We start from the raw sequence: 24,359 nt of genomic DNA, 5'->3' as shown, positions 1-24,359 counted from the left end.
GGCGACGACCTATTCCGCCGGCGCGGCGTGCATCTCCGGATGCGCGGCATAGTGCTCGGTGGTGCCAAGCTTGCTGGCCGCGAACAGGCCGGCGGCCATCACCGCATAGGCGAACGCGACCGCCGGCGTGACGCCGAAGCCGCCGCCGATGCCGACGGCCTCGCCATGCATGAAGCCGAAATAGGTCAGCACCGCGCCGACCAGCGCGAAGGCGGAGGCCTTCTCGAAGTCGCGTTCGATGATGAAGACACCGATCGCGCCGAGGATGAGGCCGCCGAGGATGGAGCCGCCGCCCATGACTTCGAGCCCGTGATAGAACACGCCCTGCTGTGGCAGCGCGGCGATCGCTGCCGCCTTGACCGCGTCGGCCTTGTCGGCGGCGAGCCCGCCGACGCTGGTCGCCGCCATCATGGTCGAGCCCAGCATCGTGTCGATCTGGAGCTTGGCCCAGGCGGCCAGATGCGGCGTCAGCGCCAGCACGATCGCGGGCGCATGCTTGACCGGCGTGGTCTGGAACGCCTGCGCGCCGATGAGCATGCCGATGTAGAGCAGGATCGGCGAGATCGCGACAACAGGCACCAGCGCAAGCAGCACCGAGATGATGCCGAACCAGGCCAGCACGACCACCATGATGCCGGTCGCGGCCGAATAGCCGATGCGGCCGCCCATCGCCTTCCAGCCGGGATGACCGATATAGACGGCGTTGATGAAGGGATTGCCCATCAGGCAGCCGATCAGGCTGACGACGCCGTCGGCGGTGAGCACGCGCGTGGTCGGGTATTCGTCACCGGCGGCTTCCGCGCTCTCGACATTGTCCATGGCCTCGACGAGATCATAGATGCCGAATGGAATGGCCGTGACCAGGATGACGCCGAGGAATTCGAAGCCGGAGAAGACGTAGCCCACCGCCGGGATCGGCACTGAGAAGCCGAAATTGGCGAACGCTGCGCCGACGCCCGCGATGCTCAATCCGCCGAGGCCGAGACCGAACAGGTTCGAACCCCAGGCGATGATCATGCCGGCCGCGATGGCGACGAGACCCGCCGGAATGCCGCGCCAATATTTCACGCCACCGAACCAGCTCACCAGGATGATGGCGAAGCAGACGAGACCAATCTGCGGCGTCATGTACATCTCGAGCGCGGGACGCATCGAGATGAAGGTGACGGAGACGCCGGCGAGCGTGCCGAGCAGCGCCGCGCGCGGCGTGATCTTGCGGATGAACGGCGCGATGAAACCGCCGATCATGAGAATAAAGCTCTGGAAGAACACCCAGACGAGGCCAGCCGACCAGCCCTTGAGCGGATCGCCGGTCTTGATCGTGATCGGCAGCATGATCACGAAGGTGACGATGAACATGTGCGGCACGCTGACGCCCGAGGGCAGCGCGCAGACATCGCTGCGGCCGGTCTTCTGTGCCAGACGATAGGCGAGGTAGGCGTAATAGAAGGTCGACAGGCACATCATCAGCCCGAGCGCGGGCAGGATGCGGCCGAACACGAGGCTGTCAGGCATCTTCAGCACGAAGCGCAACAGGCCCGTGAGCACCAGCATGTTGACGAGGATGTTGGTGCCGAAGCCGAAAAACGCGTTCCAGTCGCCCGATGTCCATAGTGCCGGCTTGAACCCGGACGTGTTCAGATCAGATTTGCCGGCCGTCCCCGTCATTGTGCTCATGGTGATGCCCCTAAGCTGATGTGGAAATCTTCATCGCCTCCAGTACTGCGGCTGAGTCCGCGACCCAGCCGAAGATGCCGCCCTGGGCCTTGATCATCTTCAGGCCCATCTCGTGAAACTCGGGAAAGTAGGATGCGCAGCCGTCCGAGATGACGACGCAGCGATAGCCGCGGTCATTGGCCTCGCGCACGGTGGTGTTGACGCACACTTCGGTGGTGACACCGCAGACCAGCAGATTCTCGATGCCGTATTTCTCCAGCACGTCGGTGAGCTCGGTGGCGTAGAAGGCGCCCTTGCCCGGCTTGTCGATCACGACTTCGCTGTCGAGCGGATAGAGCTCGGGGATGATGTCGTGACCGGCCTCGCCGCGAATGAGAATGCGCCCCATCGGGCCCGGATCGCCGATGCGCAAGGACGGCGCGCCGCGTTCGACCTTCGCCGGCGGCGCATCGGAGAGATCGGGCAGATGACCCTCGCGGGTGTGGATCACCAGCATGCCGGTGTCGCGCGCCGCCTTCAGCACCGCGCCGATCGGCTTCACCGCACGCGCAAGCTGGCTGACGTCGTTGCCGAGCGTCTCGCCGAAGCCACCCGGCTCCATGAAATCGCGCTGCATGTCGATGATGAGAAGCGCGGTGGCGGGCCAGTCGAGCCTGATCGGCTCGGGCTCGGCGCTGATGACGCCCAATGTCGGCTTGGTCGAGTTCAACATGACTCAAGGCCCCCGCGAGAACTCTCTTTGCCAGGAGTTCTGCAAACGCCGTGCCATTGTGTACAATAGCGGTGGGGCACAGCCTGCGAAGGAATTCGTTGTGCCGTCAGAAGGTTACATCAGAGATCGATGATTGCTTATTCCCTGTGCGACGGCTTTGCGACGTGCAGTTGCTTAAAGGATGAGCGGGCGGCGATGGACTCCCGGTCGTCATTCCGGGGCGACGCGACAGCGTCGAGCCCGGAATCCATCGGGCCGCAATGTGTGAGGTGAAATGGATTCCGGGTTCGCGCTTCGCGCGCCCCGAATGACGAGCTGAGACTACCGCCCCGCCCCATACAGCCGCCGATACTCGTCCTCATACGGCGCATAGGAATCCTTCAGCGTCGCCATGTTGAGCAGCATGGTGGCCACCATCGTGCCCGTCTTGTCGAACACGCGCGTCTTGACCCAGGCGCTTTCGGTGCGGCGGCTGCCGGACAGCGCGACCACTTCGCGCTCCACCTCATACGCGTCGTCGACGAAGAGCGGCCCCTTCACCAGCCTGATCTCCTGGTCGGCGAACAGGCCGACTGCCGGGCCCTTGGCCGGCAACGGATCGTCCTTGGAGCGGTACTGGAACAGCACGCTCAGCATCTCCATCGGGATGATCGGCTTGCGCCATGGGTTGTCGGCACTGGAATAATACGGCGAGTTCTCGGTGATGACGGCGAGCTTCTGCCGGAGCGAGAACGGATAGAGGTCGCCCATGGTCTGGTCGAACGCCATGCGCACAGCTTGACGCTTGCTGGTCTGCGCGATCTTCACCTCGCGCAGGATCACGGGATCGGCGAGCGGCTTCAGCTCGGTGAGGCGGGTCTCGAGCGCGGTTGCCGCGTGCGGTTCGCCGATCGAGGCCGTGCCGCGCAGCACTTCGGTGCCGTCGCGCTTGACCATCTGGATCTGGCACTGGCTCGCACCGGCTGGAGGTTTCGACAGGATCGCCTGCACCTCCTCGCCTTCGAAGCAGGCGTTGCGATAATGCGCGGAAAGACAGCCGCTCTCGAACCAGCCCTGTCCCCACAGCCGCGCGCCGAGCGGGGCGAACTGGCTGAAATGCGTCGGGCCTTCGATGGTGCCGCCCTTGAAGCCGAGCTTTTGCGCGGTGGCGTCATCATGGATCGAGGCGTGCGCATCGTAAGTTTGCGCGTGAAGCATCTGACGCGGCTGGCGCCACGGCCCGATCAAGGCCTCGGCCGTCTCGGTGATCTCGGTGTCGAATGCTTTTGCCGTCATGGTGTCCTCCGCAAGCAAGCCATGACTAGCAGGAGCGCCACGGATGCGGCCAGCGATATTGACTTCGCCGGCCCATGCTCTTGACTGCGATCTCCCGCTTCGCACAGCCGCAAGCCTCCCGCGGCGCAAAATCCCTCGCCCGACCAGGACAACAAGGACTTCCGAAATGACGCTGATGCAGGTCGAGCTGGACGATAAATACCGGCTCGAATCGAAGCGGATCTTCCTGTCCGGCACGCAGGCCCTGGTTCGACTGCCCATGTTGCAGCGCGAACGCGACCGGCTTCAGGGGCTCAACACCGGCGGCTTCATCTCGGGCTATCGCGGTTCCCCGCTCGGCATGTACGACCACGCGCTGTGGCGGGCGAAGTCGCACCTCCAGCAGCACGACATCGCCTTCGTCCCCGGCCTGAACGAGGACTTGGCTGCGACCGCGGTCTGGGGCAGCCAGCAGGTCGGCCTGTTTCCCGGCGCCAAGGTCGATGGTGTGTTCGGCATCTGGTACGGCAAGGGCCCCGGCGTCGACCGCTCGGTGGATGCGCTGAAGCACGCCAATGCGGCCGGCACCTCGCTCAATGGCGGCGTGCTGGCGCTCGCAGGCGACGACCATGGCTGCCAGTCTTCGACGCTGGCGCATCAGAGCGAGCAGGTGTTCGCTGCGGCGCTGATTCCCGTGATCAATCCGGCGACGCTGCAGGATTATCTCGACCTCGGCCTCTATGGCTTTGCGCTGTCGCGCTTCTCCGGCTGCTGGGTCGGGTTCAAGGCGATCAGCGAGACCGTGGAAAGCTCGGCGTCGATCGACAGCGATCCTGAACGCATCAAGATCGTGCTGCCAGATGATTTCGAGATGCCGCCCGGCGGCCTCAACATCCGCTGGCCCGATCCGCCGCTGGACGCCGAGAGACGCCTGTTCGGCCCGAAGATGGCTGCCGTGCAGGCCTTTGCCCGCGCCAACCAGCTCGATCGCATCGTGCTCGACTCAAAGCCCGCGCGACTCGGCATTGTCGCAACCGGCAAGGCCTATCTCGATCTGCGCCAGGCGCTCGCCGATTTGGGCATTACCGACAAGGACGCGCAGGATCTGGGCCTGCGCATCTACAAGGTCGCGCTGACCTGGCCGCTGGAGGAAAGCGGAGCCAAGCGCTTCGCCGAGGGGCTTCAGGATGTCCTGGTGGTCGAGGAGAAGCGCGGCTTCATCGAAGACCAGCTGATGCGCATTCTCTACAACATCGACGCGTCCAGGCGCCCGACCGTCACCGGAAAGCGCGACGAGCGCGGCGCGCCGCTGCTGCCGAGCGAGGGCGAGCTGACGCCGACCATCGTGGCGTCGGCGCTGGTCGCGCGGCTGCGCAAGCTCGGTCATCACAGCCCGGTGCTGGAACAGCGCCTCGCGCGGCTCGAGGCGTTCGACAATCCGGTCACCGCCAGCGCGCCGATCAAGCTCGCGCGCACGCCGTTCTTCTGCTCTGGCTGCCCGCACAATTCCTCGACGCGCGTGCCGGAAGGCAGCCGCGCCATGGCCGGCATCGGCTGCCACGGCATGGCCCTGAGCATGCCGACCCGCCGCACCGACCTGATCTCGCACATGGGCGCCGAGGGCGTGAACTGGATCGGCCAGTCGCCCTTCACCACCGAGAAGCACATCTTCCAGAACCTCGGCGACGGCACCTATACACACTCGGGCTTGCTCGCTCTTCGTGCCGCTTCAGTCGCCGGCATCAACATCACCTACAAGATCCTCTACAACGACGCCGTCGCGATGACCGGCGGCCAGCCGGCCGAAGGCGGCTTCAATGTCGCGCAGATCGCGCACCAGGTCTGGGCCGAGGGCGTCAAGCGTCTCGCGATTGTCTCGGACGATCCGAGCAAGTACCCGGAGGGCAATTACTTCCCACAGGGCGCGACGATCCATCACCGCCGCGAGCTCGATGCCGTGCAGCGCGAGCTGCGCGACATCAAGGGCCTCACGGTCGTTATCTACGACCAGACCTGCGCGGCCGAAAAGCGCCGCCGCCGCAAGCGTGGGCTCTATCCCGACCCCGCCAAGCGCGCCTTCATCAACGAGCTGGTCTGCGAAGGCTGCGGCGACTGCTCGCAGGCCTCGAACTGCGTCTCGGTGCAGCCGCTGGAGACCGAATTCGGCCGCAAGCGTCAGATCGACCAGTCGAACTGCAACAAGGACTTTTCCTGCGTCGAGGGCTTTTGCCCGAGCTTTGTCACCGTGCATGGCGGCACGCTGAAGCGGATGAAGACGTCGGCGGTCGATTCCGGACAGTTGTTCGCCGACCTGCCGCTGCCTCCTGCCCGCGAGCTCGAGGCGCCGTACAACATCCTCGTCACCGGCATCGGCGGCACCGGCGTCATCACCATTGGCGCACTGCTCGGCATGGCCGCCCATGTCGACGGCCGCGGTTGCTCGGCGCTGGACTTCACCGGCCTGTCGCAGAAGAACGGCGCGGTGATGAGCCATGTCCGCATCGCACCGAAGCCCGAGGACATTTCGGCGGTCCGCATCACCACCGGCGGCGCCGACGTCATTCTCGGCTGCGACATGATCGTCTCGGCCGGCCCCTCCGCCCTCAGCCGCGCCGAGCGGGGGGTGACGAAGGCCTACATCAATGCCGATCTGCAGCCGACCGCGAGCTTCGTGCAAAACCCCGATCTCGATTTCGAGATGGGCACGATGCAGACCGTGCTGCGCGACGCCGTCGGCGACAAGAACCTCGACATCATCGACGCCACAGGCATCGCCTCAGCCCTGATGGGCGACTCGATCGCGACCAATCCCTTCATGCTCGGCTTCGCCTTCCAGAAGGGCGCGATCCCGCTGTCGCTCGAGGCGCTGCTCCGCGCCATCGAGATCAACGGCGCCGCGATCGAGATGAACAAGCTCGCCTTCACCTGGGGGCGCCTGGCCGCCCACGACATGTCCCGAGTGCGCAGCGTGCTCCAGTTCAAGAGCCGGACCTCCGCCCCACCCAAGTCGCTCGACGATATCATCGCGACCCGCGCGGAATTCCTGACCGGCTATCAGGACAAGGCGTATGCCGACCGCTACCTCGCAGCCGTCGCCAGGGTGCGCAAGGCGGAGAGCGCGGCCTCGCCCGCGTCCACGGAGCTGACCGAGGCCGTGGCCAAGAACCTGTTCAAGCTGATGTCCTACAAGGACGAGTACGAGGTTGCGCGGCTCTATACCGACGGCAGCTTTGCCAAGAAGGTGTCGGAGAAGTTCGACGGGGACTTCACGCTGAAGTTCTACCTCGCCCCGCCGATCTTCGCGCAGCGCGACAAGACGACCGGGCATCTCCAGAAGAAGGAATTCGGCGGCTGGATGATCCACGTCTTCCGCGTGCTGGCCAGGCTCAAGTTCCTGCGCGGTGGCGCGTTCGATCCGTTCGGCCGCACCGAGGAGCGCAGGACCGAGCGGAAGCTGATCGAGGATTATCTGGCGATGATCGACCAGCGGATCACCGGGCTGAACGCGGCGCAGATTCCGCTGCTGGCACGGCTCGCGCGCGTGCCCGAGACGATCCGCGGCTTCGGCCACGTCAAGGAAGGCAATATCAAGCAGGCGATGGTCGAGACAGCGCGGCTGGAAGCGGAGCTGGAGAATAGCCGGTTTGCCGCCGCGGCGGAGTAGAGGTCAGGAAGGCGAAAGCCTGTCCTCGTCATTGCGAGGAGCCCTTGCGACGAAGCAATCCAGAGTCCCTCCGCGGAGGCAGCCTGGATTGCTTCGCTGCGCTCGCAATGACGGAGAATATGGGACGCGCGCGCCACACACGCGGCGTCATCGTCCGGCTTGACCGGGCGATCCAGTACGCCGTGACAGTTGTTATGAACCTCGCTGTCTCTGGAATACTGGATGCCCCGCCTTCGCGGGGCATGACAGCGGTGGAGACGGCTAGACCGAGGTCGTGGCGACGCTTGGTGCCAGCGCCGTCACCCCACCCTCCGCCAGATGCCGCCCCGCGATATACCCGAACGTCAGCGCCGGCCCGAGCGCGATCCCTGCGCTCGGATAGTTGCCATTCATGATCGAGCCCATGTCGTTGCCGCACGCATAGAGCCCCGCAATCGGCGTGCCGTCGCCCCGCAGCACGCGGGCCTGGGCATCGACCTTCAAGCCGATCGCCGTGCCGAGATCGGCCGGATAGATCCTTAGCGCGAAGAACGGCGCTCGAAGGATCGGCGCGACGCAGGGGTTGGGCTTGTGAGCGGCATCGCCGAGGTGACGTTGATAGATCGTGCTCCCCCGGCCGAATTCGGGATCGCGCCCCTCCTTTGCTCCGGTGTTGTAGCTCGCGACCGTCGCGGCGAGCACGGATGGCTTGATGCCGATCTTGGCCGCAAGCTGCGCGATCTCGGGAGCCTCGATCAACTCACCGCTCGCCACATAGCGCCGAACGTTGAGGGTAAACGGCTTGATGCGGCCGAGGCCATAGCGCCACAAAAACTGACGATCGCAGATCAGGTAGAACGGCCGATCGGGCTCGCCATGGCCGTCGCGCAGCATGGCGAGCACGAACTCGTGGTAGGACAGCGCCTCGTTGACGAAGCGCCGGCCCGCGGCGTTGACGGCGATCACGCCGGGCTTGGCGCGATCGGTCACCATGTGCGGAAAGACGCCACGGCTGCCGTCAGCGCGGCAGAACAGCGAGGCCGGCACCCAATAGGCCGGGCTTGTCGCCTCCGTATTGAGCGCAGCCCCGGCCGTCGCCGCGAGCCGAATCCCGTCGCCCGTGCCTGATGGACTGCTCGCCGAGACAAATCCGGCCGCAGGCGGGAAGAACCGCTTACGCAAAGCGGCATCGTGCGAAAAGCCGCCGGCCGCCAGCACCACCCCGCGGCGCGCCGCGATCGCACGGTCGCGGGAGCCGTGACGGATCACCACGCCGCTGACGCGATCGCCCTGCATCGACAAATCCTCGACATCCGCGCTGAAGAGGATCTCGACCTGCCGCGCCAGCAGCGAGGCGTAGAGCCGCGCAGCGAGCGCGTTGCCGAGATGCAGCGTCGTGCCGCGCGGGCTGCGCAGCCGCTGCAACATGTATTCCGAGATCAGCCGCGCCGCGCGCAGGGTCGAACGCAGCGACCTGCCGATCCGGCGCAGATGCGGAATGTCGAGAGGATTGACCATCATCCCGCCGAACAGCGTGAACTCCGGCAGCGGTGGCCGCAATCGCACGAAAGCCCGGCCCAGCCGCGTGCCATCGAAAGCCACGGGCTCGAGCACGCGCCCGCCTGATGTCGCGCCCAGCCGTTCCGGATAATAGTCGGGATAGGCCTTCACCGGCTGGAGGCGCACTTCCGTGTTGGCTTCGAGCCAGGCGACCGCCTCTGGTCCGCGAGCCAGAAAGGCGGCGCGCAAGCCGGCATTGGCGGGCTCGGGGACCGTACTCGACAGATACTGGACGGCGTCAGTGACGCTGTCGGACAGCCCCGCCTGCTTCATCTTCGGGTTGGCAGGGATCCAGACCATGCCGCCGGACCACGCCGTGGTGCCACCGACGAAGGCCGTCTTCTCGATCACAAGCACACTCAGGCCTTCGGCGGCCGCGACGGCCGCCGCCGTCATGCCGCCGGCACCGGCGCCGACGACAATGACGTCGTAATTCTCGTGCGCCGGCATCATGCGGCAAGTTTCCGGAGGCGAGGCATGACATCGTCATACCTCGCCCGCGGGCTCTCAGCTAGCGGGCGGGCTTCCGCTCGATCGGGTCGATGTCGATCGCCCGCAGGCGGCCGAGCCGCAGCACGTCCATGGCGAGCCGCCGGCCGATCCGGTCGCGGTCGAGCACGCGGATCAGATCGTCGACGCCGTTGATCTCTACGCCGTCGAGCCTGATCACGACGTCGCCGGGCAACAGGCCCGCCTTCGCCGCCGGCCCGTCCGCCTCGATCTGCATCAGAAGCGCGCCCATCTTGTTCTCGACGCCGGCCAGCACGGCATGCCGCCGCGGAACCGGCGCGGTCTGTCCGGCGACGCCGATATAGGCGCGCCGGACATAGCCGTGGCGGATGATCTCCGCGAGCACGAATTGCGCGGTGTTGCTGGCAACCGCGAAGCAGATGCCCTGCGCGCCATTGATGATGGCGGTGTTGATGCCGATCACCTCGGCATTCGACGACACAAGCGGCCCGCCGGAATTGCCGGGATTGAGCGCGGCATCGGTCTGGATGACGTCCTCGATGGTGCGGCCGCTGACCGAACGGATCGAGCGTCCCAGCGCCGAGACCACGCCGGCGGTCACGGTCGATTCGAATCCGAGCGGATTGCCGATCGCGATCACGAGTTGGCCGCGGCGCAGGGTCTTGGAGTTGCCGAGCGCGGCATAGGGCAAGTCGCGGACGCCGTTGGCGCGCAGCAGCGCAAGATCGGTGTCGGGATCGACGCCGAGCACGCGGGCGTCGCCGACATGGCCTTCCACATCCCGCAGCCGGATCTCTTTGGAGGCGCCGACCACGTGGCTGTTGGTGAGGACGAGCCCATCCGGCGAGATCACGATGCCCGAGCCGAGCCCGCCGCGCTCGCGGCCGTTCGGCACCTTGGGCCCGGTCTCGACGCGCACGACGGCAGGGCCGACGCGGTCGGTGACGTCGATCACGGCATTGGAATAGGCGTCCAGCAGCGGCCGGTCATCGACCGGCGCAGCCGCTGCCGTTCGCGATGACGAGGCGTCATCGACGATATCTGAAGTGAAATCCAGCATGGCAAGAGTCCTTGAGGCTCACACAGATGGTGGCCTGTTCCTGCCAGCGCAAGGGATCCGCCTGGGGCGCAGGGCTGGACTGCCCAGGTGGCTAGGGCGCCCGCCGCAGCGCGCCCCCTCTTGCCTTGACCGGGTCGAGCAGCGACCAGTCGCCGTCCGGGAGCACATACCCCCTGGGGAACGGCGCGCGCAGCTCCAGCCCGAGCGAGCGCAACACGCGGTCGTCGCGGTAGTAGCATTGCAGCACCACGCGGACGAGAGTTGCCGCGCCGCCGGAGCTGCGGAACTGCTGCACGACGCCATCGCGCGCGGCGGCTTCGAGGTCCGCCAGCGGCATGCCGGCAAGCCGCGCCAGATGATCGAGCGCAGCCACGACCGGCCTCGTGTCGCGGCCGAGGGTTGCAAGAATGTCGGCCTGGATGATCTCGTCATCGGCGCCGGGGACCCGGTATTCCTCGCTCGGTGGAATGATCATCGCGGCGATGGTGCGCAAATCCTGGCGCTGTCGCGGCGTGAGGGTGATCTGTTCGGTCATAAGAATCCTCAGTCGAACAAATTGGCGAGGCGCTGCTTCATCTGGTCGGCGATGTACAGCGCGAGGGCCTGGATGGTGGACGTCGGGTTCACGCCGCCCGAGGTGACGAAGATGCTGCCGTCGACGATGAAGAGGTTCTTCACGTCGTGCGAGCGGCCCCATTCGTTGACGACGGAGCGTTCGGGATCGGTGCCCATCCGCGCGGTGCCGAGCAGGTGCCAGCCGCCCCACGGGATCGGCGAGTTGACGCAGATGTCGGTCGCCCCCGCGGTCTCGAGCACCTCCCGGCCGCGCGCCAGCGCATGCTCCATCATCTTCCGGCTGTTCTCGCTGATCGTGTAGTCGATCTTCGGCGCGGGAATGCCGTGACTGTCCTTCAGGACGGGATCGAGCGTGACGCGATTGTGCTCTTCCGGCAGGTCCTCGCAGATCGCGGAGAAACCTAAGCGATGGCCGTTGAGCTTGCGGAACACGCGGTGATGATCGGCGCCCCAGGGCAGAATGCCCTTCTGCTCGCTGACGACGGCCTCGAACACCGGCCCTGCCCCGCGCACGAACTGGACGCCGTAGCCGCGCACGAAGCCGCGCGACAGGTCGGTGTCATACCATTCCTTGCTCCACAGGCAGGTCGGTGGCGCGCGGTTGCTATCGGTCGGCTCCTTCACATAGCCGTAGATCTGCGCATAGGGATGGAACATCAGGTTCTTGCCGACGAGACCCGACGAATTGGCAAGTCCGTTCGGAAAGCGGCCCGACGCGGAGTTCAGCAGCAGCCGCGGCGTACCGACACCGTTACAGGCGATGATGACGACATGCGCCGGCTGGAACTGCTCGACACCGTCCTTGTCGTAATAGACCACGCCCGAGGCCATGCCGCTCTCGTCGGTGGTGATCTCGCGCACCCGGCAATGGGTGCGCAGCTCGACACCGGCGCGGACCGCGTGCGGCCAATAGGTGATATCGGTCGAGGATTTGGCACCTTGCGCGCAGGCCGGCGTGCAATGGCCAAGATTGATGCAGCGCGCCCGGCCCTCATAATCCATGGTCGCAACCGTCGTGTCCGACGGCCACCAGTGCCAGCCGAGCTTGTTCATGGCCCTGCCGATGATCGCACCGGACAATCCCATCGGCTGTTGCGGCATCGGCGGATGCGTCAGCGGCGAGAGCGGATCGCCCGACAGGCCGGACGTGCCCATCATGCGATCGTTCTCGTCGAAGAACGGGGTCAGCGCGTCGTAGTCGATCGGCCAGTCGTCGGCGACGCCGTCGAGCGTCTTCACCTTGAAATCGGAGGGATGCAGCCGCGGCCAGTGCGCGGTGTACATCACCGTCGAGCCGCCGACCGCATTGTAGTTGACGACCTTGATCGGCGAATTGTCGTCGTTGATCGGATAGTCCTCGGGCCGACCGCGGACGTTCGGGCTCGACGACCACTCGCCGTAGAACTTGGCTTCCCAATCCCGGCCCGTGCTGGGATATTCCGCCGGGTTCATCCAGCCGCCCTGCTCCAGGCAGAGAATGTGCATCTTGGTCTCGGCCAGCGACCACGCCACCGCCGCGCCTGAAGCGCCGGCGCCGATGATCAGGACGTCCACGGGGTCTTTCATCGCGACCTTTTCCTCCCCCTCGCCGCTTCCCGGGCGATTCGGCCTCCGCAGTCCGCAAGGCCGGCGCAAACGATAGGGTCAGAGCGACGGCTGAGTAAAGCCGCGGGGCCGGAATGTCGCACTTCGCAGGGCGCAGACCATTGGTATCGCCACATCCGGATGCTAGGAACGAGACGAGAGAGCAATCGATAGCGAGACCGTATGTCCTTCGAGAATTCATTTGCCGCCGCCCGCGCTTTCGCGCTTGTTTTGTTTCTTGCTCTGCCCGGATTTCTGGCCTCCTCAGCGCCTGGGTTCGCACTGACCGCGACGGCGACCGTCCGGGACGCCAATTCCATCCAGCTTGGCGACGTCACCTATCGGCTCGACGGCGTCGACGCGCCCGAGCTCGACCAGGTCTGCATCGACGATCACGCCGATCCCTGGACCTGCGGCATCGAGGCCCGCGATCAGCTGGCCAAGCTGATCGGCAAACGGGCGGTACGCTGTGACGATGTCGGGCCGGAAAAGAGCTTCGGCAAACGCCACCGTGCGATCTGCACGGCCGAGGGCGACAAGGCCAGCCTGAACGAGCAATTGGTGAAGCTCGGCTTCGCCATCGCCCGCGAGCCGATCAAGGCCAACGTCAAGCCGGCGGCAGCCGAAGCCAAGACCGCCTCGTCCGGAATCTGGAAGGGCTGTTTTGTTGCACCGCAAGAATTCCGGACCGGCAAGAAGGACGGCGCACTCCTGGGCGCCGCCTGCCGGCCGGACCGCGACAAGGAAATCCGCGCCGTGCTGTTTCCGGACGAACTGACCATGCCGCCGAGTTGCGGCATCAAGGGAAAGCTTGCGGTGCGCGCCCGCGTCACCGGCAATATCGGCATCTATCATCTGCGGGGCTGCCCGAGCTATCCGGCGACCACCAAGCCGGACCGCTGGTTCTGCTCGGAGGACGACGCCCAGGCCGCCGGCTTCCGCAAGGCCTATAATTGCCGCCGGCCGAAGTGAACGCGTCGTTCACGCGGCCGTGAGCGGTACCCGGAGACAGTATTGATCCGGAATTGAACTCCATGGCGAGTTGCTGCACTTATCAACGTGCGCACGCGCTTTGCGCGAGCGCTTCCTTGGCAGACGATCCTCATTGGATTGTCTTTGCTCGGGCGTTTCCTCCCTAGACTTGGGCCGCTTGTCACAAACAAGCGGCTCTTCTTTTTTGTGCCCCTACTTCCGCATCGGCATGATCTGGTCCATCGGCGGCATGTTCTGGTTGAGATGTGCCATGATCCACACGGTGCCGCCGACCACGAGGAAGACGACCAGCAGCCCGAAGGCGAGCGCCAGCACGTTGTTGGTGTTGTCGGGGCCGGTCGTGATGTGCAGGAAGAACACCAAGTGCACGCCCATCTGCGCGATCGCGAGCACGATCAGCGCGACGGGAATGGAAGGCTGCCAGACCAGGTCGGTGCCGGCGATGAAGAACGACGTCGCCGTGAGCAGCAGCGCGAGTGCGAGGCCGACGACGTAGCCGAGGATGCGCGCGCCGACGCTATGCTGCTCTTCCTCGCCCGGCGCGAGATCGTGCCCGGCCGGAACATGGGTCTGATCGCTCATGCGCCACCCCCAAGCAAATAGACGACAGAGAACACCCCGACCCAGATGATGTCGAGGGCGTGCCAGAACAGCGCAAAGCACATCATCCGCCGCAACACGTCGGCGCGAAAGCCTTTTGCAAAAACCTGGGCCATCATGGTGAGCAGCCACAGCACGCCGGCGGAGACGTGCAGGCCATGGCAGCCGACCAGCGAGAAGAACGACGTCAGGAACGCGCTGCGCGAGGGGCCGTAGCCGCGCGCGACGAGATCGGCGAATTCGCGGAACTCGATGGCGAGGAAGATGAGCCCGAGCACGCAGGTCACGGCCATGCCGAGATAGAACCAGAACCGGTTGCGCACGTCGGCGGCGATGCTGGCCATGCCGCAGGTGAAGCTCGACAGCAGCAGGCAGACCGTCTCGATCGCGACGTTGCGCTGCTCGAAGATTTCCGAGCCCTTGGGGCCGTCGGCGGTCTGGCCGGACAGCACCGCATAGGCCGCAAAGAAGCAGGAGAACATCACGATGTCGGAGAGCAGGAAGACCCAGAAGCCGTAGGCGGTCACGATCCGCTTCGACGCCGGCCCGGGATGCTCGACGACGAGCCCGATATGATGGGGATCGGCATGCGCACGGCCGACAGTCGCGGTCATCGACATCAGAGCGCCCCCGCCATGCTGACGAGGCTGCGACGTTCCTCGAGATTGATGCGGTCGATGCGGGCGACTTCCTCAGCCGGGATGACGTATTCGTCATGGTCGCGCCAGGCGAACACGACGAAGGTCGCGAACGCGCCGATGCCGCCCAGGATCACCATCCACCAGATGTGCCAGATCAGCGCAAAGCCCATGATGGTGGCGAAGAACGCGCAGACGAAGCCGGTCGGCGAGTTCCGGGGCATTTCGATGTCGTGATACTCGGGCACCTCGTGCTCGAGCGATTGCTGCCGGGCATGGGTCTTCATGTCCCAATAGGCATCCTCGCCGCGCACATCGGGACTGAAAGCGAAGTTGAAGACCGGCGGCGGCGACGAGGTCGCCCATTCCAGCGAGCGCCCGTCCCAGGGATCGCCGGTACGGTCGCGCAGGGCCTCGCGATTCCTGATGCTGACGACGAGCTGCATGATCTGGCAGATCACCCCGATCGTCAGCACCGCCATGCCGGCCGCCGCAACCAGCATCCAGGGCCGCCACGCCGCGACGTCGTAATGCTGCAAGCGCCTGGTCATGCCGAGCATGCCGGCGACATAGAGCGGCATGAAGGTGACGTAGAAACCGAGGAAGGTGAACCAGAACGCGAGCTTGCCCCAGCGCTCGTCGAGGCGGAAGCCGAACGCCTTCGGAAACCAGTATTCGAAACCGGCGAACGCGCCGAACAACACGCCGCCGATGATGACGTTGTGGAAGTGCGCCACCAGGAACATGCTGTTGTGGAGCATGAAGTCGGCCGGCGGCACCGCGACCAGCACGCCCGTCAGGCCGCCGATGATGAAGGTGACCATGAAGCCGACCGCCCACAGCATCGGCGTCGCGAAGCGGATGCGGCCGCCATACATCGTGAACAACCAGTTGTAGATCTTCACCCCGGTCGGCACCGCGATGATCATGCTGGCGATGCCGAAGATGGCGTTGACATCGGGGCCGGCGCCCATCGTGAAGAAATGGTGCAGCCAGACCATGAAGGAGATGACGCAGATCGCCATGGTGGCCAGCACCATGGAGCGATAGCCGAACAGCGCCTTGCCGGAAAAGGTCGAAACCACCTCGGAGAAGATGCCGAAGGCCGGCAGCACCAGGATGTAGACCTCAGGATGGCCCCACGCCCAGATCAGGTTCATGAACATCATGACGTTGCCGCCGGCCTCGTTGGTGAAGAAGTGGAAGCCGAGGTAACGGTCGAGCAGCAGCATCGCGAGCGTGGCGGTGAGGATCGGAAACGCCGCGACGATCAGGAGATTGGAGGCCAGCGTGGTCCAGCAGAACATCGGCATGCGCAGATAGTTCATGCCCCTGGTGCGCAGCTTCAGTACGGTCGTGACGAGATTGATGCCGGCGACCAGCGTGCCGACGCCGGAGATCTGCAGCGACCAGGCGTAGTAGTCGACGCCGACGCCCGGCGAATAGGACAGTCCCGACAGCGGCGGAAAGGCGAGCCAGCCGGTGCGGGCGAACTCGCCGATCACGAGCGAGAGATTGACCAGCAGCGCGCCGGTCGCGGTCAGCCAGAAGCCGACCGAATTGAGCGTCGGAAACGCGACGTCGCGCACGCCGAGCTGGAGCGGAACGACCAGGTTCATCAGACCGATCACGAACGGCATCGCGACGAAGAAGATCATGATGGTGCCGTGGGCCGAAAAGATCTGGTTGTAATGCTCCGGCGGCAGATAGCCCTGCGACTGGTAGGCCACAGCCTGCTGGATCCGCATCATGATCGCGTCGCTGCCGCCGCGCAGCAGCATCACCGAGGCCAGCAGGATGTACATCACGCCGATGCGCTTGTGGTCGACGCTGGTGATCCACTCGTGCCAGAGATAGGGCAGATGCCCTTTCACCACGACCCAGATCAGCACGCCGAGGATCGCGACCAGCACCACGGCGCCGGCGATGAGCGGAATGGGCTGATCAAATGGAATGGCCGACCAATCGAGCTTACCGAGCATCGTGGCCTCCACTGTGCGGCCGGCCGGCATCGGAGAGCAGCTCCGGGCCGGGCCCTGGCGGAATGTGCTGGGTCGCGATCAGGTCGAACAGGCGGGGATCTTCGAGGCGATAGGTCGGCCTGCCCCTCTCGATGCCCTGCTGCATCAGCTTCGTGTAGCTCTCCTCGTTCAGCACGGCATCGGACTTCGCCGTGGTCGCGACCCAATCCGGAAAGGCGAGCGGCGAGATCACGTTGACGTCGAACATCATGTCGGGAAAGCCGTCGCCGGAGAAATGCGCCGACAGACCTTGCAACTTGCCCTCATTGTCGGCACGCAGGTTCAGCTTCGTCACCATGCCGTTCATGGTGTAGATCATGCTGCCGAGCTGCGGGATGAAGAACACGTTCATCACGCTCGACGACGTCAGCTGGAAATTCAGCTCGGCGCCGGCCGGCACCGTCAGCGTGTTGACGGTGGCGATGCGCTGGTCCGGATAGATGAAGAGCCATTTCCAGTCGAGCGAGACCGCCTGGATGCGGACCGGACTGCCGGTGCCCGGCACGGGCGCGGCGGGATCGAGCTGGTGCGAGCCGATCCACGCGACGCCGCCGAGCAGGATCACGGTGAGCGCCGGGATCGCCCACACCACCATCTCGACGCGCCCGGAATAGACGAAGTCGGGCTGGAAGCGCGCTTTCGTGTTGGACGCGCGAAACCAGAACGCGAACGCCAGGATCGCGATGATGGTCGGCACCACGATCGCCAGCATGATGAAGACGGAATCGACCAGGATGGTGCTGTTGGCGGTAGCCACCGGCCCTTGTGGATCGAGCAGATTCATCGGCAAGCCACTGGCGATTGGGAAACCCCAGGCGAGAGCCTAGCGCGGAAAAGCCCCCGCAACAAACGCAAGCTCGGTAGAACGGTTCCGCAACACGCCCGCTCAATCGCGCGCCGTGCCGTCCGGCGGCATGCAATTCCATGTGATGTCAATGACATCTACGCGGGACGGCCGGCCTTCTCACCTCCGCACTCCATTGCTAGTTTGCACGAAATTATCAGGATGAAACGCGATGCAGGGCCCTGAGGACGATGCCGGCCTCGCCGGCAAGGTGGCGCTCATCAGCGGCGCCGCGGGCGACGGCATCGGCAACGGCCGCGCTGCAGCAATTCTGCTGGCCCGCGCAGGTGCCGACAACGAGCCCGCTTACAAAGAGGTACTCCAGCAGTACCCGATCCCCGGAGTGAACTGACATGCGCTTGAAGGACAAGGTTGCAATCGTCGTCGGCGCCGGCCAGAGCCCCGGCGAAGGCATGGGCAACGGCCGCGCCACCGCGCTGACCTTCGCGCGCGAGGGCGCCAAGGTGTTGTGCGTCGATCATCATCTGGAATCGGCACAGGAAACCGTCGCGATGATCGCCGAGACGAACGGCACCGCCGCAGCCTTCAAGGCGGACGTGACCAAGGCCGCGGACATCAAGGCGATGGTCAAGGACGCCCAGACACGCTGGGGCCGGATCGACGTCCTGCACAACAATGTCGGCGTCAGCCTGTCCGGCGGCGATGCCGAATTGCTGGAGATCACCGAAGAGGCGTTCGACCGCGTCGTCGCCATCAATCTGAAGAGCTGCATTCTCGCTGCGAAAGAAGTGATCCCGATCATGCGCGCGCAGCACAGCGGCGCCATCATCAACATCTCCTCGATGGCCGCGATCACCACCTACCCTTATGTCGCCTACAAGGCGACGAAGTCGGCGATGATCGCCTTCACCGAACAGCTCGCCTACCAGAACGCCGAATACGGCATTCGCGCCAACGTCATCCTGCCCGGCCTGATGAACACGCCGATGGCCGTCGATACCCGCGCCCGCGAATGGCACAAGACCCGCGCCGAAGTCGAAGCCGAACGCGACAGCAAGGTGCCGCTGCGCAAGAAGATGGGAACGGGATGGGACGTCGCCAATGCCGCGCTGTTCCTGGCGTCGGACGAGGCGAATTTCATCACCGGCGTGACGCTGCCGGTGGACGGCGGGGCGAGTGTGAGACGGGGGTAGGTCGAGGCAGAGCGCAGTGCCCCTTCCCTTCTCCCCTTGTGGGAGAAGGTGGCATAGGCGGCCTTCGGCCGCCGTTCTTAAGAACGCCGAAGCGAAGCTTCGGCTATGGCGCCGGATGAGGGGTCTCTCTCTGCGAACTCAACTGGCGAAGGGACTCGCGGAGAGAACCCCTCACCCGTCTCGCCGCTACGCGTCGAGCCACCCTCTCCCACAAGGGGAGAGGGAAAGCACTATCACTGCCGCGTGCTTGTCACCCGCCAGATCGTGCCGTTGCCATCCTCCGACACCAGCAAGGATCCGTCCTTCGCCACGGCTACGCCCACCGGCCTCCCCCACACCTCCGTGTCACTCACCACAAACCCCGTGACGAAATCCTCGTACTCGCCGGTCGGCTTGCCGTCCTTCATCCTGATACGGATCACCTTGTAGCCGGTGCGCTTCGAGCGGTTCCAGGAGCCGTGCTCGGCGGCGAAGGCGTCGCCCTGGTATTCGGACGGAAACTGCGCGCCCTGATAGAAGGTCATGCCGAGCGAGGCCGAGTGCGGCTGTATCAGCACGTCGGGAATCGTCACCTTGTCCTTGAGGCCGGGCCGCGCGCCGGCATGGCGCGGGTCTTCGTTGCCGCCGATATAGAACCAAGGCCAGCCGTAGAAGGCGCCCTCCATCACGCTGGTGACGTAGTCGGGCACGAGGTCGTCGCCGAGGCCGTCGCGTTCGTTGGTCGAGCACCACGGCAGGCCGGTCTGCGGCTGGATCGCGAGGCCGACGCAATTGCGGATGCCGGTGGCGTAGATCTTCCGCTCCTTGCCATCGGGATTGAAGGCCAGCACGGTAGCACGCTCGGTTTCGCTGGCCCAGGCCGCACCGAGCGGCTGCGTTTTCGACCACGCATCCATCCCGCCCGGCGGCGTGCCCATGCCCTCGGCGACGTTGCTGAGCGAGCCGACCGAAATCAGCATGCGCTTGTTGTCAGGCGTGAAGACGATGTCGCGGGTGGAATGGCCGCCGTCATGCGGCAGGCTCGCCACGATCGTCTCGGCCTTGCCGCGCGCCTTGAGGTCACCGGCCTGATAGGGAAAGCGGACGACGCTGTCGGTGTTGGCGACATAGACCCATTGCGGATTGTCGCCGTTCGGAAGGAAGGCAATGCCGAACGGCTGCCGCAGGCCGCTGGCAAACACCTCGTTGGTCGCGACCTTGCCGCCCTCGCCGGCGCGCAGCACGCGGATGGTGCCGGCCCGCGTCTCCGCGACGAAGACGTCGCCGTTCGGCGCCACGCGCACGATGCGCGGCGCACGCAGGCCTTCCGCGAACAGCTCGATCTTGAAGCCCGCCGGCACCTGAAGCGCGGCCTCCGGCGGACGCGGCACCACCTTCGAGAAGCTTGCGACCGAGGGCGTGGCATTGGGCCGGGCGAGATCCTGCGGCCGGATCAGCCTGACCGTGCCGGGCTTGTCGGCCTGCCAATTGCCATAGGCGTCCTGGCCTTGCAGCACCGGCTCGGCCCGCGCAAATGTCGCAGAAGCGACCAGCAACCCCGCGGACATCACCGCTGTCGAAATCCGGTTCTTCACGTCGTCTTCCTCCCGGCCTGCACGTCTCGAACGTCAACGCCGATCGATCCGTAAACGTTCTGCGGCGGGTCAAACGCCTGCCGAATCCCACATCAGCTCATGCCCGCACGATGTGCATCACCCGCGCCCCATCGTACTGGAAAATGCCGTTGATCGGTGCGACACATTGTAAGGGCACGACCGCCGGTTGCGGTCATCAAAGCTGCGGCATTTGTGTCGCACCTGATGGGGTGATCATGTGGGGATCCATCATATCGGAATGGGCGAGCCTGCTGCTCCGCTGGCTGCACGTGGTGGCGGCGATCGCCTGGATCGGCAGTTCCTTCTATTTCATCGCTCTCGACCTCAGCCTCAAACCCAGGAGCGATCTGCCTGATGGCGTGCAGGGCGAAGCCTGGCAGGTCCATGGCGGCGGCTTCTACCGGATCATGAAATACCTCGTCGCGCCCACCCGGATGCCGGACGAGCTGACGTGGTTCAAATGGGAGGCCTACACCACCTGGCTGTCCGGCTTCGCGCTGATGGTGGTGGTCTATTATCTCGAGGCCGATCTGTTCCTGGTCGACAAGTCGATCCTCGACCTCACGCCATTCCAGGCCGGGCTGTTCAGCTTCCTCAGCCTGGCTCTGGCATGGGCGCTCTACGAGGTCGCCTGCCGCACCGGGCTTGCGCAGCGCGAGCTGCCGTTCGCCATCGGCGGCTACCTGTTCCTGGTCGCACTGACCTACGCTTTCACCCATGTGCTGAGCGGCCGCGGCGCGTTCAACCAGATCGCAGCGATCATCGGCACCATCATGGTCGCCAACGTCTTCACGCTGATCATCCCGAACCAGAAGAAGATCGTGGCGGCGCTGATCGCGGGACAGGCGCCCGATCCGAAGCTCGGCAAGACCAGCAAGGAGCGTTCGGTCCACAACAACTACCTGACGCTTCCCGTCGTCGTGCTGATGATCAGCAACCACTATCCCCTGCTCTACGCCACCCGCTTCAACTGGATCATTGTCGCGATCATCCTGGCGCTCGGCCCCGTGATCCGCCACTTCTTCAACGAGCGTCACGCCGGGCGGAAATCGCCGTGGTGGGTGTGGGGTGTCGCCGCCGCGGGGGTGATCGCGATCCTTTTCCTCTCCGCAGCCGGCCCGCGCGAGGTGAAGACCGGCGCACTGTCGGTGCAGCCCACGGTCGCCAATGTCGAGGAGATCGTGATGTCCCGGTGCAGCATGTGCCATGCGGCCGAACCGGTCTGGGCCGGGATCGTCACCGCGCCGAAGGGCATATTGCTCGACGCGCCCGAGCACATCCAGCGCAACATCCGCCTGATCGGCCGCGTCGCGGCCTGGTCCACCGCGATGCCGCCCGGCAACATCACCGAAATGACCAGCGAGGAGCGTGCCATCCTCGCCGCCTATATCGAGCAGGCGCGCTGACGCCATCACGCGTCGATATCGCGTTTCGCGGAATGAAATTTCCGCATGTCCCGCCGATTTGAAAATGACTTGATCGTCCATCCGGCGTAGACAGGAACAGCGGCCGCTCGTGCCGTCCAAATCCAATCTGCATCTGCCGCGGGGAAATCACAGTGGCCCTCAAGAACGTCATCGGTATCGACCACGCCGTGGTCATGGTGAAGGACCTCGACAAGGCCGCTGAGAACTACCGGCAGCTCGGCTTCACGGTGTCGCCGCGCGGCACCCACAGCGCGCATATGGGCACCGGCAACTACACCATCATGTTCGACCCGGACTACATGGAGCTGCTCGGCGTGCTGGCCGCGACCGAGCACAATGCGCCGGCCCGCGCCTTCCTGGACACGCGCGGCGAAGGCATCGAGCGCATCGCCTTCACGGCGGTCGACAGCGCCGCCGGCGCGGAGGAAATCCGCGCGCGTGGCCTGACGCCGATCGGCCCGACCGATTTCGAGCGGCCGGTGACGCTGCCTGATGGCACGGTCTCGGCGGCGAAATTCCGCACCTTCATGTGGCCGACCGCCGAAGCGCCGGGCGGCGTGCGCATCTTCGCCTGCCAGCACAAGACCCGCGAGACCGTGTGGATTCCCGAGCTGATGAAGCACGCCAATGCGGCAAAGCGGATCAGGCAGACGCTGATCGCAACGCCCGAGCCGGCGAAGGAAGCCGCGCACCTCGCGCGCCTGATCGACCGCGAGCCGCAGGCGGAGGCCGACGGCGCGGTCAGCGTGCCCTCCGGCGGCGATCGTGCCGACTTCGTCTATCTGACGCTGGACCAGCTCGGCAAACGCTATCCCGGCGTGCCGCTCGCGGGCCTCTCCGAGCGCGGCGGCGCGGCGCTGGTGCTCGTCAGCGGCGATCTCGCGGCAACCGAGAAGGCGCTGGGCGCGGCGGCGCTGCGCAGCGGGTCTGCCATCGTCGTGCCGCCGGCCAAGGCCAACGGCACCCTGCTCGCCTTCGTTGCCGGCTGGTTTGAACTAATTCTTTAACAAGCGTTTACCGGGCGGCTCTAGGCTTCCAGCCTATCCAGCCGCCCGGGGCCAGACGCATGTTCAAAGAAGGATCGCCGATCGTCTATGACGCACCGGCCGAACTGAAGAAGTGGCCGTCGCTGAAGGGCGAGAGGCAGAAGGACCGGGGTCCGCCCTATCTCGTCTACAACGGCACGCTCGCCGACTGCGTCCGCGAGCTGATGGGCAAGCCCATCAAGGGCATCTCGCTCTACGACATCCTGACGAGGCCGCAACCGGCCTTCGAACAGACCGTGCTGTCGCCCGGCGATGCCGCCGAGATCGCGATGCGCAAGGATTTTCCGAAGGATTAGTTCGCTGCGCGCCTGGCGGCCGGCCTTCCCTGCTGCTTCGACGAAGAGTCCGTCGGAGCATCGAGGAAGACGACCGGCGTGCCGCGCTTGACGCTGTCGCCCAGCGCCCGAACGTCCCAATTGGTGAGCCTGATGCAGCCGTGGGACGCGGACTTGCTCACCCTGTCGGGCTCCGCCGTCCCGTGAATGCCGTAGCCCTGCGCCGACAGGCCGATCCAGTACGAACCGACCGGATTGTTGGGCCCGGGTTTGACATCGAACGGCTTTCTGGATCTGACGCTGCTGAACCTGTACTCCGGATTGTAGTGATAAGTCGGCTTGTCATTGGTCGAGGTGATCTTGAGCGTCCCGCTCGGCGTCGGCCGATCCGGACTGCCGATTGACGCCGGATAGAACGCGACCAGGCGGCCAGTGCCGTCGAACGCCTTCAATGTCCCGTTCTTCTTGTCGACCTCGAGCCGCGCAGCACGCGGCAGCTCTCGCCGTGCCGGAACATTCGCGACGATGATGGTCTCGCCGGCCTTGTCGAAGGACTTGCCGGGATTGAGGGCCTTGAGCAGATCCGCACTCACGTGGAATTTCTCGGCGAGCCCCTCGAGAGGGCTGGTGTAGTTCAGCGCCTCCAGTGACTTCATGTCGTCGAGCTTCGCCGGCAGCGCCTTCAGGAACGGCCCTTTCACATCCGCATCGCCGATCCTGTAGTCGACGACGACAGGGCTTTCGCTCGCGGCATTCAACTTGTCCCACAGCTCCGGCGCGATACCCTTGTCGGACGCGATGCCCTTGTCGGACGCGATGCCGTTCTGCTCCGCGAATGCCTTCAGCGCCTTCTGCGCGTTCTCGCCGAATTTGCCGTCGATCTCGCCGGGAGAGAATTGCGCACGATCGAGCAGGATCTGAAGCTTCACCACGGATGCATCGACCTTGTCGGCGGCCGGCTGTCTTGCAGGGCGCGCAGCGTCATTCACGGCTGCGGCGCCAAGATTGCCCGCGACGGCCGGGACCGCAAGCCACAGCGAAATCACCGCACCGAAGATCCATCGCATCATGTTCACTCGTCCCGCTTCGCAGATGCCCGCAAACGCACGGGAAGTTTCCCTTCGGGAACACCGTAGTAGCACCGACGCAACCTGTGAGATCGCAGCTTTGCCGCAATCGGTCGATTAAGAAACACCGTATCGCCGGGCGTATCGCCGGCCGTTCATCCC

20 protein-coding genes are annotated in these 24,359 nt (G+C 65.2%); 7 read left to right on the top strand and 13 right to left on the bottom strand.

All coding sequences use genetic code 11. The features are described from left to right. Positions 1-9 precede the first annotated feature (9 nt). The 3 genes from E4K65_RS29005 to E4K65_RS28995 form a co-directional block, all read right to left on the bottom strand. Positions 10-1,677 carry a regulator gene (locus E4K65_RS29005; RefSeq protein ID WP_135177033.1) on the bottom strand — a complete coding sequence of 556 codons (1,668 nt, stop codon included), beginning with the start codon at positions 1,675-1,677 and terminating at the stop codon, positions 10-12. A gap of 10 nt (positions 1,678-1,687) precedes the next feature. After that, on the bottom strand, positions 1,688-2,389 hold the full coding sequence (locus E4K65_RS29000; RefSeq protein WP_027546369.1) for a cysteine hydrolase family protein: 702 nt from the start codon (positions 2,387-2,389) through the stop codon (positions 1,688-1,690). Positions 2,390-2,710: 321 nt separating this feature from the next. Continuing rightward, on the bottom strand, positions 2,711-3,664 hold the full coding sequence (locus tag E4K65_RS28995) for a hypothetical protein (RefSeq protein WP_135177032.1): 954 nt from the start codon (positions 3,662-3,664) through the stop codon (positions 2,711-2,713). 43 nt (positions 3,665-3,707) lie between these two features. On the opposite strand from E4K65_RS28995, the gene E4K65_RS28990 reads away from it, so the two are divergent. Beyond that, positions 3,708-7,307, top strand: coding sequence for an indolepyruvate ferredoxin oxidoreductase family protein (locus E4K65_RS28990; RefSeq protein WP_283813898.1), 3,600 nt, complete (start codon positions 3,708-3,710; stop codon positions 7,305-7,307). A 261-nt stretch (positions 7,308-7,568) separates the two neighbouring features. On the opposite strand, the gene E4K65_RS28985 is transcribed toward E4K65_RS28990, so the two are convergent. From E4K65_RS28985 to E4K65_RS28970, 4 genes are all read right to left on the bottom strand, one after another. Beyond that, positions 7,569-9,299, bottom strand: a complete 1,731-nt coding sequence (locus E4K65_RS28985; protein WP_135177030.1) for an FAD-dependent oxidoreductase — start codon at positions 9,297-9,299, stop codon at positions 7,569-7,571. A gap of 58 nt (positions 9,300-9,357) precedes the next feature. Beyond that, on the bottom strand, positions 9,358-10,377 hold the full coding sequence (locus tag E4K65_RS28980; RefSeq protein ID WP_135177029.1) for a S1C family serine protease: 1,020 nt from the start codon (positions 10,375-10,377) through the stop codon (positions 9,358-9,360). A 91-nt stretch (positions 10,378-10,468) separates the two neighbouring features. Continuing rightward, a complete protein-coding gene (locus E4K65_RS28975; RefSeq protein ID WP_135177028.1) occupies positions 10,469-10,912 on the bottom strand; it encodes a hypothetical protein in 444 nt (147 codons plus the stop codon). Positions 10,913-10,920: 8 nt separating this feature from the next. Beyond that, on the bottom strand, positions 10,921-12,519 hold the full coding sequence (locus tag E4K65_RS28970; protein ID WP_135177027.1) for a GMC family oxidoreductase: 1,599 nt from the start codon (positions 12,517-12,519) through the stop codon (positions 10,921-10,923). 201 nt (positions 12,520-12,720) lie between these two features. On the opposite strand from E4K65_RS28970, the gene E4K65_RS28965 reads away from it, so the two are divergent. After that, on the top strand, positions 12,721-13,509 hold the full coding sequence (locus E4K65_RS28965; RefSeq protein WP_027546376.1) for a thermonuclease family protein: 789 nt from the start codon (positions 12,721-12,723) through the stop codon (positions 13,507-13,509). 213 nt (positions 13,510-13,722) lie between these two features. Here the strand turns inward: E4K65_RS28965 and cyoD are convergent, their stop codons facing one another. From cyoD to E4K65_RS28945, 4 genes are read right to left on the bottom strand one after another with little or no spacing between them, the layout of a single operon-like run. Further along, a complete protein-coding gene (cyoD, locus tag E4K65_RS28960) occupies positions 13,723-14,112 on the bottom strand; it encodes a cytochrome o ubiquinol oxidase subunit IV (protein ID WP_135177026.1) in 390 nt (129 codons plus the stop codon). Next, positions 14,109-14,750 carry a cytochrome (ubi)quinol oxidase subunit III gene (locus E4K65_RS28955; RefSeq protein WP_135177025.1) on the bottom strand — a complete coding sequence of 214 codons (642 nt, stop codon included), beginning with the start codon at positions 14,748-14,750 and terminating at the stop codon, positions 14,109-14,111. Before E4K65_RS28955 ends, cyoD begins: the two co-directional genes overlap by 4 nt. Beyond that, positions 14,750-16,750: a cytochrome o ubiquinol oxidase subunit I gene (gene cyoB, locus E4K65_RS28950; protein WP_135177024.1), complete on the bottom strand. Its 2,001-nt coding sequence runs from the start codon at positions 16,748-16,750 to the stop codon at positions 14,750-14,752. The genes E4K65_RS28955 and cyoB overlap by 1 nt, the downstream gene beginning before the upstream one ends. Beyond that, complete coding sequence (locus E4K65_RS28945; RefSeq protein WP_135177023.1) at positions 16,740-17,573, bottom strand: cytochrome ubiquinol oxidase subunit II family protein; 834 nt, start codon at positions 17,571-17,573, stop codon at positions 16,740-16,742. Before E4K65_RS28945 ends, cyoB begins: the two co-directional genes overlap by 11 nt. Before the next feature lie 232 nt (positions 17,574-17,805). Between E4K65_RS28945 and E4K65_RS28935 the strand changes: the two genes are divergently transcribed. Then, positions 17,806-17,985, top strand: coding sequence for a hypothetical protein (locus E4K65_RS28935; protein ID WP_235885763.1), 180 nt, complete (start codon positions 17,806-17,808; stop codon positions 17,983-17,985). Between the two features lies 1 nt (position 17,986). Then, positions 17,987-18,787 carry an SDR family NAD(P)-dependent oxidoreductase gene (locus E4K65_RS28930; protein WP_135177022.1) on the top strand — a complete coding sequence of 267 codons (801 nt, stop codon included), beginning with the start codon at positions 17,987-17,989 and terminating at the stop codon, positions 18,785-18,787. Positions 18,788-19,020: 233 nt separating this feature from the next. Here E4K65_RS28930 and E4K65_RS28925 read toward each other — a convergent pair whose 3' ends face one another. Continuing rightward, entirely contained in the window at positions 19,021-20,361 is a 1,341-nt protein-coding gene (locus E4K65_RS28925; protein WP_135177021.1) for a PQQ-dependent sugar dehydrogenase, read from the bottom strand. A 236-nt stretch (positions 20,362-20,597) separates the two neighbouring features. Here E4K65_RS28925 and E4K65_RS28920 point away from each other — a divergent pair, with 236 nt between their 5' ends. The 3 genes from E4K65_RS28920 (at position 20,598) to E4K65_RS28910 (ending at position 23,151) form a co-directional block, all read left to right on the top strand. Beyond that, positions 20,598-21,788 carry a urate hydroxylase PuuD gene (locus E4K65_RS28920; protein ID WP_167771242.1) on the top strand — a complete coding sequence of 397 codons (1,191 nt, stop codon included), beginning with the start codon at positions 20,598-20,600 and terminating at the stop codon, positions 21,786-21,788. Between the two features lie 152 nt (positions 21,789-21,940). Then, a complete protein-coding gene (locus E4K65_RS28915; RefSeq protein WP_135177019.1) occupies positions 21,941-22,816 on the top strand; it encodes a VOC family protein in 876 nt (291 codons plus the stop codon). 59 nt (positions 22,817-22,875) lie between these two features. After that, positions 22,876-23,151, top strand: a complete 276-nt coding sequence (locus E4K65_RS28910) for a hypothetical protein (RefSeq protein ID WP_135177018.1) — start codon at positions 22,876-22,878, stop codon at positions 23,149-23,151. Here E4K65_RS28910 and E4K65_RS28905 read toward each other — a convergent pair. After that, entirely contained in the window at positions 23,148-24,200 is a 1,053-nt protein-coding gene (locus E4K65_RS28905) for a L,D-transpeptidase family protein (RefSeq protein WP_135177017.1), read from the bottom strand. The two genes, E4K65_RS28910 and E4K65_RS28905, sit on opposite strands and share 4 nt — an antisense overlap. Positions 24,201-24,359 lie beyond the last annotated feature (159 nt).

The sequence above is a fragment of the Bradyrhizobium niftali genome (genome assembly GCF_004571025.1).
GTDB classification, from domain to species: domain Bacteria; phylum Pseudomonadota; class Alphaproteobacteria; order Rhizobiales; family Xanthobacteraceae; genus Bradyrhizobium; species Bradyrhizobium niftali.
This window is presented reverse-complemented; position numbering and strand designations above follow the sequence as displayed.